General features: G+C 64.4%; 14 protein-coding genes. 4 read left to right on the forward strand and 10 right to left on the reverse strand.

From position 1 onward, the window contains the following. Window positions 1-119 precede the first annotated feature (119 nt). Window positions 120-1,172: a D-alanine:D-lactate ligase-like protein gene (locus tag LB532_RS03660; RefSeq protein WP_224556379.1), complete on the forward strand. Its 1,053-nt coding sequence runs from the start codon at window positions 120-122 to the stop codon at window positions 1,170-1,172. Between the two features lie 26 nt (window positions 1,173-1,198). Here the strand turns inward: LB532_RS03660 and LB532_RS03665 are convergent, their stop codons facing one another. The 9 genes from LB532_RS03665 to dnaK all read right to left on the reverse strand — a co-directional run bounded on the left by LB532_RS03665 (window position 1,199) and on the right by dnaK (window position 8,516). Beyond that, window positions 1,199-1,615 (reverse strand): GFA family protein, encoded by a 417-nt coding sequence (locus LB532_RS03665; RefSeq protein WP_140639383.1) that lies wholly within the window; start codon window positions 1,613-1,615, stop codon window positions 1,199-1,201. Window positions 1,616-1,644: 29 nt separating this feature from the next. Continuing rightward, window positions 1,645-2,109 carry an SRPBCC family protein gene (locus tag LB532_RS03670; protein WP_140639382.1) on the reverse strand — a complete coding sequence of 155 codons (465 nt, stop codon included), beginning with the start codon at window positions 2,107-2,109 and terminating at the stop codon, window positions 1,645-1,647. Then, window positions 2,106-2,426, reverse strand: a complete 321-nt coding sequence (locus tag LB532_RS03675; RefSeq protein ID WP_140491640.1) for an ArsR/SmtB family transcription factor — start codon at window positions 2,424-2,426, stop codon at window positions 2,106-2,108. The genes LB532_RS03670 and LB532_RS03675 overlap by 4 nt, the downstream gene beginning before the upstream one ends. A gap of 278 nt (window positions 2,427-2,704) precedes the next feature. Further along, on the reverse strand, window positions 2,705-2,992 hold the full coding sequence (locus LB532_RS03680; RefSeq protein WP_140639381.1) for a DUF1330 domain-containing protein: 288 nt from the start codon (window positions 2,990-2,992) through the stop codon (window positions 2,705-2,707). Between the two features lie 27 nt (window positions 2,993-3,019). Next, entirely contained in the window at window positions 3,020-3,718 is a 699-nt protein-coding gene (gene pyrF, locus LB532_RS03685; RefSeq protein ID WP_140639575.1) for an orotidine-5'-phosphate decarboxylase, read from the reverse strand. Between the two features lie 11 nt (window positions 3,719-3,729). After that, window positions 3,730-4,326: an NADPH-dependent FMN reductase gene (locus LB532_RS03690; protein ID WP_140639380.1), complete on the reverse strand. Its 597-nt coding sequence runs from the start codon at window positions 4,324-4,326 to the stop codon at window positions 3,730-3,732. A 124-nt stretch (window positions 4,327-4,450) separates the two neighbouring features. Continuing rightward, on the reverse strand, window positions 4,451-5,056 hold the full coding sequence (pmtA, locus tag LB532_RS03695; RefSeq protein ID WP_140582727.1) for a phospholipid N-methyltransferase PmtA: 606 nt from the start codon (window positions 5,054-5,056) through the stop codon (window positions 4,451-4,453). Window positions 5,057-5,256: 200 nt separating this feature from the next. Then, window positions 5,257-6,387, reverse strand: a complete 1,131-nt coding sequence (dnaJ, locus tag LB532_RS03700) for a molecular chaperone DnaJ (protein WP_140551706.1) — start codon at window positions 6,385-6,387, stop codon at window positions 5,257-5,259. Window positions 6,388-6,599: 212 nt separating this feature from the next. Next, window positions 6,600-8,516 (reverse strand): molecular chaperone DnaK, encoded by a 1,917-nt coding sequence (gene dnaK / locus LB532_RS03705; protein ID WP_140514198.1) that lies wholly within the window; start codon window positions 8,514-8,516, stop codon window positions 6,600-6,602. Between the two features lie 591 nt (window positions 8,517-9,107). Between dnaK and LB532_RS03710 the strand changes: the two genes are divergently transcribed. The 3 genes from LB532_RS03710 (at window position 9,108) to rpe (ending at window position 15,838) form a co-directional block, all read left to right on the forward strand. Continuing rightward, entirely contained in the window at window positions 9,108-11,087 is a 1,980-nt protein-coding gene (locus LB532_RS03710) for a hypothetical protein (RefSeq protein ID WP_224556381.1), read from the forward strand. Between the two features lie 10 nt (window positions 11,088-11,097). Further along, window positions 11,098-14,847, forward strand: coding sequence for a DUF11 domain-containing protein (locus LB532_RS03715; RefSeq protein WP_140639378.1), 3,750 nt, complete (start codon window positions 11,098-11,100; stop codon window positions 14,845-14,847). Between the two features lie 313 nt (window positions 14,848-15,160). After that, window positions 15,161-15,838 (forward strand): ribulose-phosphate 3-epimerase, encoded by a 678-nt coding sequence (rpe, locus tag LB532_RS03720; RefSeq protein WP_140639377.1) that lies wholly within the window; start codon window positions 15,161-15,163, stop codon window positions 15,836-15,838. A gap of 49 nt (window positions 15,839-15,887) precedes the next feature. Here the strand turns inward: rpe and LB532_RS03725 are convergent, their stop codons facing one another. Next, window positions 15,888-16,142, reverse strand: coding sequence for a hypothetical protein (locus tag LB532_RS03725; protein WP_140639376.1), 255 nt, complete (start codon window positions 16,140-16,142; stop codon window positions 15,888-15,890). Window positions 16,143-16,167: the final 25 nt, after the last annotated feature.

Below are 16,167 nucleotides of genomic sequence, written 5' to 3' on the forward strand. Positions count from 1 at the left end.
CGCGTCTGACGGGATCATTCGGCCGGCTGTCACGCAGGCGTCCGGCCCGCGTCGGTTTCGCGAAAGCCTGGTGCGTTCGCCATGCGATGGTGTGGAATTGCACCATTGGGAATCATGTCATGTCCAGCCCAAGGCTGATCCTCGTCCATGAGCCGGAAAAGGCCTGCCTCGAGCGGCTCCTCGCCGATGGCCACGCGCCGGAGCGTGCCGCCGAAATCGCTTCTTACCTGGCGCAATCGACCGATCTCGCGCACGAGTTCGACGCGCTCGCTTCTGCCTTCAAACGGCGCGATCTCGGCTTCGCGGCGGTGGAGCTGGACGATGCCGCCGATATGCTCGCCAAGGCAGATCCGGCGGCCACGCTGGTCTGGACGCTGACCGACGGCATCGCCTATTTCCGGGGCGGCGCGGCGCCTGCGCTTGCCAGGCTGAACGGCCTGAAGACGATCGGCGCCGAGGATTCGCTGTTCGCGCTCTGCCAGGACAAGTTTCGCTCCGGCGCCGTGCTCGGTGCGCTCGGCCTGCCTGTGCCGCAGGCCGGCCTGGCGCGCAACGGACAATGGCTGGTCGAGCCGCCGGTTTCCGCCGCCGGCTGGTTCGTCAAGCCGAACCGGCTCGGCGCCAAGATCGGCATCTGGCCGGATTCGCGCTGCGGCGATATCGGCCATGCGCTGGAGCTTAGCCGGCGTGTTTTCGCCGCCTATCGCGACGACGTCGTCGTCCAGCCCTATGTCGCCGGCCGCAACGCGCGCGCCAGTTTCCTCGGCCTGAGGCCGGACACCGGCGTCGAAGCGCTCGGCGTCGCCTTCGTCGAGTCCGGCGGCGATTTCCAGACCATGGAAGACAGCCTGGCGCTTTACGGCGAGACCGGCGAGGCGGCGAAGGCGGCGGGCAAATACGCCGAGCCGCTTCTGCTTCCGGTCGCCGAAAGCCAGCCGGTGGCCGATGCAAAAGTCCGCGCCATCGCCGAGCGGCTGATGACCGGGCTCGGCCTGCGGGACGTGTTTTCCATCGATCTCCGGATCGAGCCCGACGACACCGTTCACCTCATAGAATTCGAGGTCTGCCCCGGCCTGCCTTGTTTCGATTTCCGCGCCTATTGCAGGTCGCAATGGGGGCTGGGGCTTGCCGACGCCATGGCGGAAACCGCCGCGAACCGGATGACCCGTTAAAGTGCGGCAAGATTGCCTACCGTACGCTATCCCAAAGGCATTCGCTCGAATGCCTGCAAGGAGGGATCGATCCTGTCCCAGGCATGGCCGCGGATGGCATATGTGACCACCTGCGGATTGAACTGGCCGGGATCGTCAAGGCTGGTCGCGTGAACCGCTATCAGGTCCGGCCTTGCGACTTGCGTCAGGTAGACCGGCGTTCCACAGGTCGGGCAGAAGGCGTGGATCTTTTCGTTGCCGCTGTCGCCCGCCACCCGCCAGGTGCTCGCTTCGCCCGTTACCGTCACATCGGCTCGCCGGGGGAAGGTCAGATAGGAGCTGTGGCCCGTGCCGCTTCGCTTCTGGCACTCGCGGCATTGGCAGTGGTTTTCGAAGATGGGTTCGCTGCTCGTTTCATAGCGGATCGCACCGCATGCGCATCCGCCGGTGTAGCGTTTGGTCATTGTCGTTTTCCCGCAGTCGGATTTGCTGGTCAGGCCGATTTCGGTTTGGCGAAAATATCGATGCCGCTGCCGGTTTCCAGGAAGGATTTCATGCTGGACAGCACCGCCGGCCATCCCTGGCTGACGCCCTTCGCCATGCCGCTGCCGGCTTCGAGTTCGTCATGGCTGACGGTCAGCCGCACCATCGTGTCGTATTCCTCGATGGCGAACGTCACCCGGCTGTATTTCGACGGATCGTCGGCCTGCGAAGCGTTTGCCCAGGTCATCACGAGGCGCGTCGGCGGCGAGATCTCGACAACCTTGCCGACCAGTTCGACGGTGCGCTCGTCATTGGCGCGGATATGTTCCCATTTCGATCCCGCCTTCCAGTCCGAGACGTTCTCATGGCCCCAGTAACATCGTGCGATGTCGGGCCTGGTTATGGCCTCGAACACTTTTTGCGGCGTCGAGCGGATGTAGGTCACGTAGACAAAGCTGGTCGTCTCTGCGGTCATTTGTCTTCTCCTTCGAGTTCCTGTTTCAGGTCGTGCAGCAGGCTGAGCCGCTGGCGTTCGAATTTGCGCACCCAGCGCTCGTAGACCTCGTGCAGCGGCACGGGATTGATGAAATGCAGCTTCTCGCGGCCGCGTTTGACCGTGCTCACCAGATTGGCCGCCTCCAGCAGGTCGATGTGCTGGGTGGCGGATTGCCTGGCCATATCGAGATGTTCGCAAAGCTGGCCCAGCGTCTGCCCGTTCTTCTCGCACAGAAGATCAAGCAGCCTTCTGCGTGTCGGGTCGCCCAGCGCCTTGAAAACCTTGTCCGCGTCCATCGGGTTCACTCTGATATGACGCCATAATATGCAGGTAAATACCTGCATGTCAACTGGTGATCAGCGGCATCGCAACTACCCGTGCTAAGGGCTGTTCGAGCGTCGATTGCTGAATGCGTTGTGCGCCGGCCATGTAGCGGCCGTTGTCGAACGGCTGCGCCGGTCATCGCTCAAGTATAGCCGGTGGAGGTGCCGCCTGCTGGGCCAGGCTGCGGGATGTGAAGCTCAGGAACTCGTGCAAAGGCCGCGGCCGGCACTGATGCCGGCCGCGATAAGCTTCAGACGCCTTCGACCAGCACGATCTCGCCGTCGGCGACCTTCTGGCGAATGGCGGCGGCGCGCTGGTATTCCGGCGAATGGTAGCAGTCATGCGCGGCGGCAAGCGTCTCGAACTCGATGACGACGTTGCGCGCGCGCCCGGCCCCTTCGGCCTTTTCATGCGCGCCGCCGCGCGCCAGGAACTTCGCGCCGAAGCGCTCGAAGGCCGGCTTGGCGGCGGCGACATAATCCTTGTAGCCTTCCGCATCGCGCACATCGACGCGGGCGATCCAGTATCCCTTGGGCATTCTTTTTCTCCGCAGTTCCTTGGAAATTTATGCCGAGCGCATTTCGTCCAGTATGGCCTCCGCCGCTGCGCGCCGGTCGCTAGCCGCGATGATCGGGCGTCCGACGACCAGATGGCTGGAGCCGCTGCGGATGGCATCGGCCGGCGTCATCACGCGCTTCTGGTCGCCATGGTCGCTGCCGGCGGGGCGTATGCCTGGCGTCACCACCGCCATGTCGGGTCCGATGATGCGGCGCACCGCCTCTGTTTCCGCGGCCGAGCAGACGATGCCGCCCATGCCGGCATGCAGCGCCTGTTCCGCGCGCCGCAGTACCAGCGTGTGCGGGTCGTATTCGTAGCCCGCGTCGATCACGTCCTGTTCGTCCATCGAGGTCAGCACGGTGACGGCAAGCAGGCAAAGCTCGCTGCCTCTCGCCGCCTCCACCGCCGCCCGCATGGTCTTTGGATAGGCATGCAGCGTCAGCATGGTCATGCCCATCTTGACGATGTTCTCGACCCCCTTGGCCACCGTGTTGTCGATGTCGAGCAGCTTCATGTCGAGAAAGATCTTCTTGCCCCCGCTGGCGAGCTCCCTGGCGAAATCGAGCCCGCCGGCGAAGGCGAGCTGGTAGCCGATCTTGTAGAAGGAGACGACGCCATCGAGTTCGCGTACCGCCTTCTCGGCCTCTTTCAAGCCCGGCACGTCGAGGCCGACGATCAGCCTTTCGCGCATTGTGTCGGTCTGCATGGCGTTGGCGATCACGGCTCGACCCGGGTCGACAGCATGCGCGAGGTTTCGATCAGCGTGCGGCATAGGTGCTCCATGGTTCGGTGCAGTCGTTCGTCCTTGAAACGCCCGTCCTCGTCGAAGGCGTTGCCGCCTTCCGGCACCGAGCATTCCGGCGTCACCACCTCCATCTGGCAACGTACCAGCACGGCGCGCAGATGGTTGATGCAGCGTATCCCGGCGAAGTGTCCGTTGGAGGACGAACTGAGGCCGGCGACCTTGCCGGCAAACGGCCTCACCGCACGGCCGCCATCCTTGCGCACCCGGCTCACCCAGTCGATCGTGTTCTTGAGCAGCGGCGGAATGGAGCCGTTATATTCGGGCGTGGCGATCAGCAGCCCGTCATGGGCAATGATCATCCGGGCAAGTTTCAGGGCGTTTTCGGGGACGCCTTTTTCCTTCTCCAGATCCTCATCCAGGATCGGCAAGGGATAGTCGCCAAGCGAGATGCGAGTGACCTCGGCGCCTTGCACCGCAAGTTCCTTCTGCGCCACGTCGGCGGTCCTGCCACTGAAGGCCCCGGTCCGGACCGAGCCGGCAAAGACGAGGATTCTCGGGATCACTGCCATTGGCCAACCTTGTTCCCGGACAGGTACAGCCAGAGCCCGCTCAAATCAATGCAGATCAGGCAAAGCGTCATCCTCGGGACAAGCCCGAGGATTTCGAAGACATTCGCGGTCGGCTTCGCAATCCTTAATGCGCCTCGCGCCGGTAGATCCACAGCTGCGTCGGCGGGATGTTGCGGATGATGAAGTCGAAATGCTTGACCGTGTAGTCGCCGCGGCCGGGCGGGATCGGAGACATCGGGCCGTAGGTCAGCTGCACGATCGGCCGGCCGGCCGGAATGCGGTCGAGCAGGCTTTCGATATAGGCGATGCGCTGGGCGACCGGGAAGTTGAGCAGCGGCACGCCCGAGACCACCGAATCGAACATCATCCCGCTCTTGTCGCCAAGCGTGGCGTTGAGATTGAAGGCGTCGCCCTCGATGACGTTGACGCCGGGATAGAGCCGGCGCAGATGGCGCACGAAATCGGTGGAATATTCGACCGCGTAAAGGTTTTCAGGCTTCACGCCCTGGGCCAGGATGGCGCGGGTGATGACGCCGGTGCCGGGCCCGACTTCGAGCACCGGCAGGCCGGACTTCGGGTCGACGATCGAAGCCATCTTGCGGGCGGTGATGGAGCTGGTCGGCACGATCGACCCGACCGTCTTCGGCTTGTCGATCCAGCCCTTGAAGAACTTCAGCTCGTCGTCGAACTTTTCGGCAAGCGCCTTCCGCAGTCCCGGACCACGTGTCATGCAAGCTCTCCTCAGCGCTCCCCTGAGAGCTACTTAACACCTAAGCCGCCCAAGGCAAGGCAGGGTCATGCCAATGTCGTGGATAAGATAGTTTTCGTCGCGTCTAAAAATGCGCGCCTTCTGCGGTTCACGGTGTGTCTTGGCTGCCGGCAGGTGGGGAGGCCGCCGGTAAGGCAAGCCATACGCGCACAGGCCCTCGATCAATGCTCGCCGAACGACTCGAAGAAGTCCTTCATGCGGGCGAAGAAACCGCTCGACTGGGGGGAATTGTCTTGTGAGGAGAGCTGTTCGAACTCCTCAAGCAACTCGCGCTGGCGGCGCGACAGGTTCTGCGGCGTCTCGACCGCCGTCTGGATGTAGAGGTCGCCGACATTGGGCTGGCGCAGCACCGGCATGCCCTTGCCCTTGAGGCGGAACTGGCGTCCGTTCTGGGTGCCTTCCGGCACCTTCACCTTGGTCTGCGTTCCGTCCAGCGTCGTCACCTCGAACGAGCCGCCAAGGGCGGCCGTCGTCATCGAGATCGGCACCTTGCAGTAGAGGTCGGCGCCGTCGCGCTGGAAGAATTCGTGCGGCTTGACTGCGAGGAAAATGTAGAGGTCGCCCGACGGCCCGCCGCGTAGGCCGGCTTCGCCCTCATTGGCAAGCCGGATGCGGGTGCCGTCCTCGATGCCGGCCGGAATGTTGACCGACAGCGAACGCTCCTCGGTGACGCGGCCCTGGCCGGCGCATTTCGGGCACGGATCCTTGATGGTCTGGCCGCGGCCCTGGCATTGCGGGCAGGTGCGCTCGATGGAGAAGAAGCCTTGTGTGGCGCGCACCTTGCCGTGGCCATTACACATCGAGCAGGTGACCGGCTGGGTGCCGGGCTTGGCGCCGGTTCCCGAGCATTCCGAGCACGAGATCGAGGCCGGCACGCGGATCTGCGCGGTCTTGCCGGCAAAGGCCTCTTCCAGCGAGATTTCCATATTGTAGCGCAGGTCGGCGCCGCGCTCGCGGCCGCCGGAAGAGCGGCGCTGGCGGCCGCCCATCATGTCGCCGAAAATATCCTCGAAGATGTCGGCGAAGCCGCCGGCGCCAAAGCCGTGTGCGCCGCCGTTCATGCCGCCCTGCTCGAAGGCGGCGTGACCGAAGCGGTCATAGGCCGCGCGCTTCTGCGGGTCCTTCAGCGTCTCGTAGGCTTCGTTGATTTCCTTGAACTTGTGCTCGCAGGCATGGTCGCCCGGATTGCGGTCGGGGTGGAACTGCATGGCGAGCTTGCGGAAAGCGCTCTTCAGTTCCTTGTCGTCGGCACCCTTGTGCACGCCCAGCGTTTCGTAGAAATCAGCTTTCATTTTTTCCCGCTGTCCGGATGCTCAACGTCTTCATGCAGTGTTGCGTCGCTTGCCGGCACGTTGCCACGATTTAGGATCGGCGCAGCCCGGATGCTAGGGCCGGTGCGGAGCTGTTCGTGCTTTTCGACGATTTTTCCGCACTTTTTCTGCCAGGGTTGCAAAAAAGCCCGGCTTTGCGCCGGGCTTTCCGCTTTATCTTGCCGTCAGCCGGTTCAGGCCGACTTCTTCTTGTCGTCGTCCTCGTCGATTTCCTCGAAATCGGCATCGACCACATCCGAGTCCTTGGCGGCGTCCGCCTTGGCGTCGGCTTCCGCCGCTTCCTTCTGCGAGGCTTCGTACATGGCCTGGCCGAGCTTCATCGAAGCCTCCGCGAGCGCTTGGCTCTTGGCTTCGATTTCCGCTGCGTCGTCACCCTCGGTAGCGGTCTTCAGCGCGGCGATCGCGTCCGATATCGCCGTGCGGTCGGCTTCCGAGACCTTGTCGCCATATTCCTTCAGCGACTTCTCCGAGGAATGCACCAGCGCCTCGGCCTGGTTGCGGGCCTCGACCAGCGCGCGCCGCTTCTTGTCGGCGTCGGCATTGGCTTCGGCGTCCTTCACCATCTTCTCGATGTCGGCGTCCGAAAGGCCACCCGAGGCCTGGATGCGGATCTGGTGCTCCTTGCCGGTGCCCTTGTCCTTGGCCGAAACATTGACGATGCCGTTGGCGTCGATGTCGAAGGTAACCTCGATCTGCGGCACGCCGCGCGGGGCCGGCGGAATGCCGACCAGGTCGAACTGGCCGAGCGCCTTGTTGTCGGCGGCCATTTCGCGCTCGCCCTGGAAGACCCGGATGGTCACGGCCGACTGCGAATCCTCGGCCGTCGAGAACACCTGGCTCTTCTTGGTCGGGATCGTCGTGTTGCGCTCGATCAGCCGGGTGAACACGCCGCCCAGCGTCTCGATGCCGAGCGACAGCGGGGTCACGTCGAGCAGCAGCACGTCCTTGACATCGCCCTGCAGCACGCCGGCCTGGATGGCGGCGCCGAGTGCGACGACCTCATCGGGATTGACGCCCTTGTGCGGCTCCTTGCCGAAGAACTGCTTCACGATTTCCTGGATCTTGGGCATGCGGGTCATGCCGCCGACCAGCACCACTTCGTCGATCTCGCCCGCCTTCAGGCCGGCATCCTTGAGCGCCGCCTTGCACGGATCGATGGTGCGCTGGACGAGGTCTTCGACCAGGCTTTCGAACTTGGCGCGCGTCAGCTTCAGCGTCAGGTGCTTCGGGCCAGTCGCGTCGGCGGTGATGAACGGCAGGTTGATCTCCGTCTGCGTCGTCGACGACAGCTCGATCTTGGCCTTTTCGGCCGCCTCCTTGAGGCGCTGGAGCGCAAGCTTGTCGTTCTTCAGGTCGATGCCCTGTTCCTTCTTGAACTCGGCCGCCAGATATTCGACCAGGCGCATGTCGAAATCCTCGCCGCCGAGGAAGGTGTCGCCATTGGTCGACTTCACCTCGAACACGCCATCGCCGATCTCGAGCACCGAAATGTCGAACGTGCCGCCGCCAAGGTCATAGACGGCGATCGTCTTGCCGTCCTTCTTGTCGAGGCCGTAGGCAAGCGCCGCCGCGGTCGGCTCGTTGATGATGCGCAGCACTTCGAGGCCGGCGATCTTGCCGGCGTCCTTGGTCGCCTGGCGCTGGGCGTCGTTGAAATAGGCCGGAACGGTGATGACCGCCTTCTCGACCTTCTCGCCGAGATAGGCTTCCGCCGTTTCCTTCATCTTCTGCAGGATCATGGCCGAGATCTGGCTGGGCGACTGCTTCTTGCCGCCAGCCTCGACCCAGGCATCGCCATTGTCGCCCTTGACGATCTTGTAGGGGACAAGCTTCTTGTCCTTTTCCGTCACCGGATCGTCATAGCGGCGGCCGATCAGGCGCTTGACCGCGAAGATGGTGTTTTCAGGATTGGTGACCGCCTGGCGCTTGGCCGGCTGGCCGACGAGACGTTCGCCGTCGCCCGAGATGGCGACGATGGAAGGCGTCGTGCGCGCGCCTTCCGCATTCTCGATCACCTTCGGCTCCTTGCCGTCCATGATGGCGATGCAGGAGTTGGTGGTGCCGAGATCGATACCGATTACTTTTGCCATTTTTCTAGTCTCTCCGCTAAGCAGGCTCTCAGGACCCGTAAGGCGTTCCGACGAAAGCCCCTGTTCACAAGAAATCCCGTTCGGCAACCGCTGTTGCGGCGCTGGACGGCTTGGCGCGTATATAAGAACAGGCGGCATCGGGCGCAAGCATTCTGCGCAACGCTTCCACCATCCTCGCCATCGCATGGGGAAACGGCCCGATCACGCCTGCGCCCGAGGCATTCGCGTCCGTCCGCTTCGCTGCGTCTGAAAGAATAGCCAGGCCTCTCAGTGAACCTTTCCGCCTCCACATGCGACTGACGCTCAGGCGCCGCATGATGCGGCCAGGGAAAGGGAGCCACCATGACCAGCACCCCAGGGACGCCATGGCCTCCCCGACCAACAGGAGCTCGGCGCGACCACCGTCTTCGGGACAAGGTCGATGCGCTTGGCTTTCCGCTGGTTCCGTTGACCCTGCACAGGAGCCGGCGTATCGTAATCATGAGGAAAGCAGACAATTCGATCGGGGACGAACGTGCTGGAACGCCGCGCCTTGCGCTGGTTTGCGCGGCAGGATCGGTTGGTTCTCCCTTAGACTTCGGGGGGAGTTCCATGTCTCGCGATCACCGCCGGTTCGCGCCCTCTCATGCCTGCCGTTTGCGCCGCGTGGCGAAGGCCGCCACCGCATTTCTTGTCCTGGCGCTGACCGCCGGCCTATGGCTTGGCGGCCCCGCGCGGGCGCAGGAAACCCGGATCATCTATCCCGGCTCGATGGCGGTCACCGGATTTTCCGGCACCGTCATTCCCGATTTCGACCCTTCAGATTCCGAAAAGGGGGGCCTGCCGCCCGGCGTCGATCCGGTCGACGAAACCTTCATCGACACGGCGCGCGCCACCTTGCGCGTTTTCGACGTTTCAAGCCTGGGCGGGCCGGCCTCCGGCCAGCTCGTCTACACGCCGCCGCCTTTCGAGGTGACATCAGGCCAGATCGGCCAGGTGTTCGGCCTCACCTATGATGACGGCATGCGCGATGGCGTCCCGTCAGGCATTCCCAATCTCTATGCCGGCGCCACCTCGCTGCACGGCATCCGCATCGTCACGCCTGACGCCGACGATGATGGCCGTCCGGAGCGGCAGCGCCGCGGCATGGCAGGCGCTGCTTTCATGGAGGGCCAGTTCGGCACCGAGAACGGCGGCGGGCCGGGCACCATCTGGAAGATTGACGGCATCAGCGGCGCCGTGTCGAAATTCGCCAACATCGACACCAACAGCGGGCCCGGCATCGGCAATCTCTCCTTCGATGCCAACCACCGCCAGGTCTTCGCCTCCGACCTCGATACCGGCCTTATCCATCGCATCGACGCCAATGGCGCGCTGGTCGACACGTTCGACCATGGCGTCGCCGGGCGCCCGGCGCATGGCCTGGCTCCGGTCGCCGACGATGGCGCCGTCATGGACATAAAGGGCGCCGCCTTCGACACGGAAGACCCCGAGACCTGGGGCTACACCCAGGACGAGCGCCGTGTCTGGGCCGTCGCCTATCATGGCGGCCGGCTCTATTATTCCGTCGGCGAGAAGGCCGAGATCTGGTCGGTGGGCATTGCCCGCGACGGCCGCTTCGCCGGCGATCCCCGTTGGGAGCTGACGGTCAAGGCCGACAAGGACTATGCCGTCACCGACATCGCTTTCGACAATAGCGGCTTCATGTACCTGGCCCAGCGCGGCCCGGTCGAGAACCGCTACGACTACAGCCAGTTCGCCGATTCCGGCAAGGGCGAGGTCATCCGCTACTGGCGCGAGTCTCCGGACGATCCGGCAACGGAATCGGTCTGGGTGGAAGCGCCGCAGGAATATGCCGTCGGCTTCCCGCAAGGCTTCAGGCAGTCGGCCGGCGGGCTGGACCTGCAATATGGCTATGACGCCGAAGGCAATCTCGACACGTCGGCCTGCACCCAGACGCTGGTCAAGTCAGGCGACAAATTGCGCGACAACCCGGCCCTTGCCGAGCGGCTCGCCGCTGGCGGGCCGCTCGCCGTGCATGGCGTGCAGATCACGCCCAGGGAACTGGCCAAGCCGGCCAATGTGCCGCCTTTCGGCTCCTGGTTCGTCGACTTCGACGGCTATTTCGAAGACGCGGAAGTGGAAGGCCATGTCGGCGACGTCGCCGTGTGGCATCCCTGCGAGGGCCGCGCCGGCTATTATGAGGAAATCCCGGGCGGCTATCTGCCACCGTTCTATCCGCCGGATTTCCCCCCGCCCGGCAACCTGCCCTCCTGTCTCGATGTCGACGATGTCAGGTATTTCTGCACGCCGCGCGGGCTCGAGGCGGACCTCTACCTTCATGACCATGCAGGCTTCGGCGGCGATTCGATCAAGGCCCAATCCAGGACGCCAGGCGTGGGGGTGACCTCCCCCATGTCACATGCGCCGGGCAAGCCATACACGATCGGCATCACCGGCCACGATCCGGGCGACACGGTCGATGTCGGGCTCTGCTTCTACAGGAGGTCCGACAAGGACAAGGGCGGCTACCACCCTTGCTGCAAGATGACCTTGCCGCTCAGAACGCCAGCCGTCAGCTGCGAAAATTGAGGAGGGGACGATGAACAATCTCGCACTCTCCCTGCTTGGCGTCGCCGACAAGGCAACCGTCATGGATACGATCATGTCATCTGCCCGGCGTGGCGCGCGCTGGCTCGTGGCGGCCTATATCGCGGTCGCCATGCTGCCGGCGCTGCCGGCATTTGCGGAAGATACGGCTCCGGCCAAGATCGGCCAGGCCACCGGCCCGGATATGGAATTCAAGCTCGACAATCCGCGCATCATCAATCCGGAGGCCGGACGGGCCGTGCCGTTCTTCACCAAGGCCGGCGGCCAGCGAAGCTGCGACTATGTCTTCTACACGTTGAGCTTCGGCCTGCGCGGCACCCCGCAAGCCTTCTCCAGTCCGGGGCTGTCGGCTTCGCTGCAGAGGGCCCGGCTCGACTTCAAGGATCAGCTCCCGCATGGCTTGCAGATCGTCAACATGCAGGTTTCCGGTGACGGCACCGATGCGTCGGGCGGACCTTTGCCCGGGGCCGTCATCAGCAATTCGGCAGGCCCCAACGATACGGCAACGGTTTCGGATTTCCGGATTTCCGCTTCCGATCTCGACGGCTCGGGCGCACTGGGCGAACGCGTCATCACGTTCCGCATCACCGCCAGGATTGATCACGCGGCGTTCCCCGCGCCGGCGACGGTCGACAATCAGGGCCTGATCAAAGTCACCGTCGGCACCGGCACGGGAACCATCATTCCCTCACAGGATCCGGGCAAGCCGGACGACAGCAATTTTCTCACCGGCGAAAAGACCTCGATCCGGATCGACCTGACCAAGTGCAATCCGCCACCGCCACCTCCCGGCAAGGAATGCTTCAAGGTGGAGCGCGGCACGGTCGACTGCGTGCCCGGCGGCGGCGCGTTCATCTACCATATGCCTGTCGGTCCCGAGATGGGGGGCAAGTGGGTGCAGCTTTCGACGGCCACGCCAGGCATCACCATCGTCCCCGACACCCAGAAGGTGCCGGCCGGCGGCGGTGTGCTGAACTGGAAGATCGTCGGCGCCTCGCCCGGCGACGTCCTCCACCTCGTCGTCACCGGCATCGAGACCTATGCCGGGCCGAAAGAGGGTTGGGGGCTCTGCTGTACACAGACCATCGACATCGTCATCCCGCGTGACCAGAGATGTCCGCCCAAGGACAGGGAACCGGACCTGAAGGTCGAGAAGCGCGCCGATGTCCCGCGCTGCACGATGGCCGGCGGCTGCGACTTCACCATCCGGGTCACCAATGTCGGCGACGCGCCTTATAACGGCAAGATCGTGCTCGACGAGGTGACGCTGCCAGCCGGCTCGACGCTCGATTCAGGGCCCAATCCGCCCTGGGCCTGTGTGCCCGGCGCCACTCCGATGATTTGCACCCATCCGGTGACCACGCTCAATCCGGGGGCTTTTGTCGACCTCGAGCTCGGCTTCAAGCCGGCCGGGGGCTGGCAAGGCACAAGCTTGCGCAACTGCGCCACCTATAACTATGCCGCCAGCGGCAAGCCGCTGTTCGGCAGCCAGGCCGACGACCGTGGCTGCGCCTCGATCCCGATCTGCCGACGTGGCGATCGCGACCGCGACTGCCGGCCGCCGGTCGAGAAGAAGGCCGACCTGATCCTGAAAAAACGCGCTCGCGCCGAAGCCTGCACCGCCGATGGCGTGTGCAGCTTCGTCATCGACATCATCAACAACGGCACGTCGACCTATAACGGGCCGCTGACCGTGATCGACACCTATCCCGAGGGCGCGCCGGCTTCCTCGACCTTTGGCCCGAGCCCGCCCTGGACATGCGGTCCGAACGGCCCCGGCCAGTTCCGCTGCGACAATGCCGGCATCTCGCTGTCGCCGGGCGCCTCGACGGCGATCGTCGTCAAGGCGGTGGTGCCGGCCAGCTACCGGTCCGACACGATCGAGAACTGCGCCGAGGTGAAACCGATCCCCGGCGAGGCGGACCTCACCAACAACCGGGCCTGCGCCAAGCAACGCATCCCCCGTCCCAATGGCGGCCAGCCTGGCCTGCGTATCACCAAGACATGCAGCGGCTCGCTGGCGGGTGCCGCTCTCGTCTCCTGCCGCATCACCGTCAGCAATGCCGGCACGGCTGCTCCCACCGGTCCGGTGCGGGTCAACGACGCCGCCGCTTTGGTGTCGGGCGGCGCGCCCGCCCAGATCCAGGGCGCTACTCCCGACGGCGCGGAATGGGCGTGCGGACCAGTTCCAGCCGACACGCTGGCGTGCCAGATTCCCGGCGCCGTCATGGCGCCGGGAACCAGCAGGCACTTCGACGTGACCGTTTCGGCCAACGGCGAGTTCGAGAACTGCGCGCGGGGCTCCTACGGCCCGGCGCAGGGCGACGATGTCATCCATTCGATCGGCCGGGCCTGCGCCAAGGGCGGCGGGCCCTCGTCCATCCGCGTCGAGAAGACCGGCGACAGCAAGTGCCGGCCCGGAGAACCCTGCTCGTTCGAGATCACCATCACCAATGACGGCCCGACGGGCTTTTCCGGGCCGGTCCGCATCGGCGATGCGATCGGCGTCGAAGGCCTTGGCCGGCTGGAAGGCGTCGCGATCACCTCGATCGAGCCGCCCTTCGGCTGCTCGCCGGAACCGGCGGCCTTGCCTGCGTCCTGCATCGCCAACCTGACGCTTGGCGCCGGCGAAAGCCGCGTCCACAACGTCACCGTGGTCCTCCCCGACGACGGCCGCCTGGCCAATCTGCAAGGCAGCGTCAGCGGCCAGAACTGCGTCGGCGTGCTCTCTCCCGACACGCGGGTGCAGGGCGGCGGCGATGTGCTTTCCCGCGACCATGCCCAGGGCGAACGCGGCAAGGCCTATGCCTGCCACCCCTTCACCATCAGGCATGAGACGAAGAAGGAATGCTCGGCAGGCTTCGTCATGAATGACGCCGGCCGGTGCGCCTGCCCGCAAGGCACCACCTATCGCAACGGCCAGTGCTCGTCCGGCGGCGTTGCCATCCCGCCGAAGGAGCCAAAGCGTTGCGTGCTGCTCGAGGGCCAGATCCGCACAGAGGACGGACGCTGCGTCTGTCCGCGCGGAACCGAGCTGGAGAATGGCGCCTGCGTCAAGATATCCAGGCCGGGCTGCACGATATCGGGATCGGTGCCCACATCGGACGGCGATCGCTGTACCTGTCCCCGGGGCACGCATCTCGACCGGGACGCCAACGCCTGCGTACGCGACAGGCCGAAGCCTGAGCAGTGCACCATCCGCGGCCAGGTCCATGACGCTGACGGCGAATGCGTCTGCCCGAGGGGCACTGAGCTGCGCAACGGAGCCTGCCGCCAGGTCCGGCCGAAGCCTGAGCAGTGCACCATTCGTGGCCAGGTCCACGGCGCGGACGGCGAATGCGTCTGCCCAAGGGGTACCGAGCTGCGCAATGGAGTGTGCCGGCGCAAGCGGCCCGATGTGGAGCAGTGCGACATACGCGGCCAGATCCACAACAAGCGCGGCGAGTGTGTCTGTCCGCGGGGCACCCAGGTGATCGACGGCGCATGCCGGCGGTCCAGGCAAGAGAGCGAATGCGCGCCGGGCTCGCAAATGGTCAACGGCCAGTGCCAGCCGATCTTCAGGCGGCGTTGCCCGGAAGGCATGATCGGCCGCTATCCAAACTGCAGGCCGGTGCGCGGGCAGCCCTCGCTGGAACTCAACCCGGGCATGCTGCTGCAGCAGGTTCTGCCACGGCGCAGGCCGCAGTCCGAACAGCAACAGGATACGGCTCCAAACAGAATCCTGAATCTCCAGCCGCAGTAACCATCGCCTGAAGGCACATCGGAAACCCCGCCGGAGCAATCCGGCGGGTTTCTTCGTAGCCCGGGAGCAAGTCGAAACTGGCTGCAACACGACGAGGACGCCGCTACACTATCCCAGCCTGTGGAACCGCCACGCTCGCACTCTCGACAAGTCATGGGCTGCGCTTTAGAGCAATTCCAGGAAAAGTGTGTACGGGTTTCCGTCCGGAATTGCGTCAAAACAAAGAGTTAGAGCAGTTCGCCGTTTCCGTGAAACGGTGAACTGCCCTAGGCAGTGACCGGAAGAAAAAGGCGCTCGGAAAGGCCCCATCATCATGACGAAAAAAACCTTGATCGCACCTTCGGTGCTGGCTTCGGACTTTTCGAAGCTGGGCGACGAGGTCGAGGCCGTCGCGGCAGCCGGCGCCGACTGGATCCATCTCGATGTGATGGACGGCCATTTCGTCCCCAACATCACCTTCGGTCCGCCGGTGATCAAGGCGATCCGCAATCGCACCAAGGCTTTCTTTGACTGCCATTTGATGATTGCGCCGGCCGATCCCTATCTGGCCGCCTTCGCCGAGGCTGGGTGCGACGGCATGACGGTGCATGCCGAGGCCGGGGCGCATCTCGACCGCTCGCTGCAGACGATCAGGAACCTCGGCAAGAAGGCCGGCGTTTCGCTCAATCCGGCAACGCCGGAAAGTGCGATCGAATATGTGCTCGACAGGCTCGACCTGATCCTGATCATGACCGTCAACCCGGGTTTCGGGGGCCAGGCCTTCATTCCGGCAATCGTCGACAAGGTGAGGCGGGTCAAGGCGCTGATCGGCGGCCGGCCGATCCGCATCGAGATCGACGGCGGCGTTTCGCCCGAAACCGCGCCGCTGGTGACCGCCGCCGGCGCCGATGTGCTGGTGGCCGGTGCCGCCATCTTCAAGGGCGGCAGCGTGGAGGCCTACAGGGCAAACATCGAAGCGATCAGGACGGCGGCCGACAAGGCAGCCGGCTAAAGGCACCGCACAAGGAGCCTATGGGCCGGAGGCCACGATACCCACGGGGTCAATCCTGGAGACCTGCACTGAGCGCTTCGCTGCGGCTGGCCCCGCGACAAAAGCGATGAGCAGGATAAAAGGCCTGATTCGGTCCCCACTGTTCGGTGTCTTTTGCGCGCGACAGAAAAGAGGTTCGCGCGGGCGCACGGAAGAACAGGTGATGCTGCATATAAAACACGTTAAATTTCCGCCGGTTGTAGCCGAACACGATTTCGTTCGACCAGATATAGGATCGTGCATATTTCTTTGTTCTAAAGTACAATGACGCGATCTCCCGCTTGAGCGCG

Source organism: Mesorhizobium sp. ESP-6-2 (genome assembly GCF_020164675.1).
In the GTDB taxonomy this organism is placed as follows: Bacteria; Pseudomonadota; Alphaproteobacteria; order Rhizobiales; family Rhizobiaceae; genus Mesorhizobium.

Coding starts and splice junctions, on each gene's coding strand:
- LB532_RS03665 (WP_140639383.1), bottom strand. CDS start 1,615: ATGACCAAACGCTACACCGGCGGATGCGCATGCGGTGCGATCCGCTAT.
- LB532_RS03690 (WP_140639380.1), bottom strand. CDS start 4,326: ATGGCAGTGATCCCGAGAATCCTCGTCTTTGCCGGCTCGGTCCGGACC.
- LB532_RS03680 (WP_140639381.1), bottom strand. CDS start 2,992: ATGCCCAAGGGATACTGGATCGCCCGCGTCGATGTGCGCGATGCGGAA.
- dnaK (WP_140514198.1), bottom strand. CDS start 8,516: ATGGCAAAAGTAATCGGTATCGATCTCGGCACCACCAACTCCTGCATC.
- rpe (WP_140639377.1), top strand. CDS start 15,161: ATGACGAAAAAAACCTTGATCGCACCTTCGGTGCTGGCTTCGGACTTT.
- LB532_RS03660 (WP_224556379.1), top strand. CDS start 120: ATGTCCAGCCCAAGGCTGATCCTCGTCCATGAGCCGGAAAAGGCCTGC.
- dnaJ (WP_140551706.1), bottom strand. CDS start 6,387: ATGAAAGCTGATTTCTACGAAACGCTGGGCGTGCACAAGGGTGCCGAC.
- LB532_RS03675 (WP_140491640.1), bottom strand. CDS start 2,426: ATGGACGCGGACAAGGTTTTCAAGGCGCTGGGCGACCCGACACGCAGA.
- pmtA (WP_140582727.1), bottom strand. CDS start 5,056: ATGACACGTGGTCCGGGACTGCGGAAGGCGCTTGCCGAAAAGTTCGAC.
- LB532_RS03715 (WP_140639378.1), top strand. CDS start 11,098: ATGAACAATCTCGCACTCTCCCTGCTTGGCGTCGCCGACAAGGCAACC.
- LB532_RS03710 (WP_224556381.1), top strand. CDS start 9,108: ATGTCTCGCGATCACCGCCGGTTCGCGCCCTCTCATGCCTGCCGTTTG.
- pyrF (WP_140639575.1), bottom strand. CDS start 3,718: ATGCAGACCGACACAATGCGCGAAAGGCTGATCGTCGGCCTCGACGTG.
- LB532_RS03670 (WP_140639382.1), bottom strand. CDS start 2,109: ATGACCGCAGAGACGACCAGCTTTGTCTACGTGACCTACATCCGCTCG.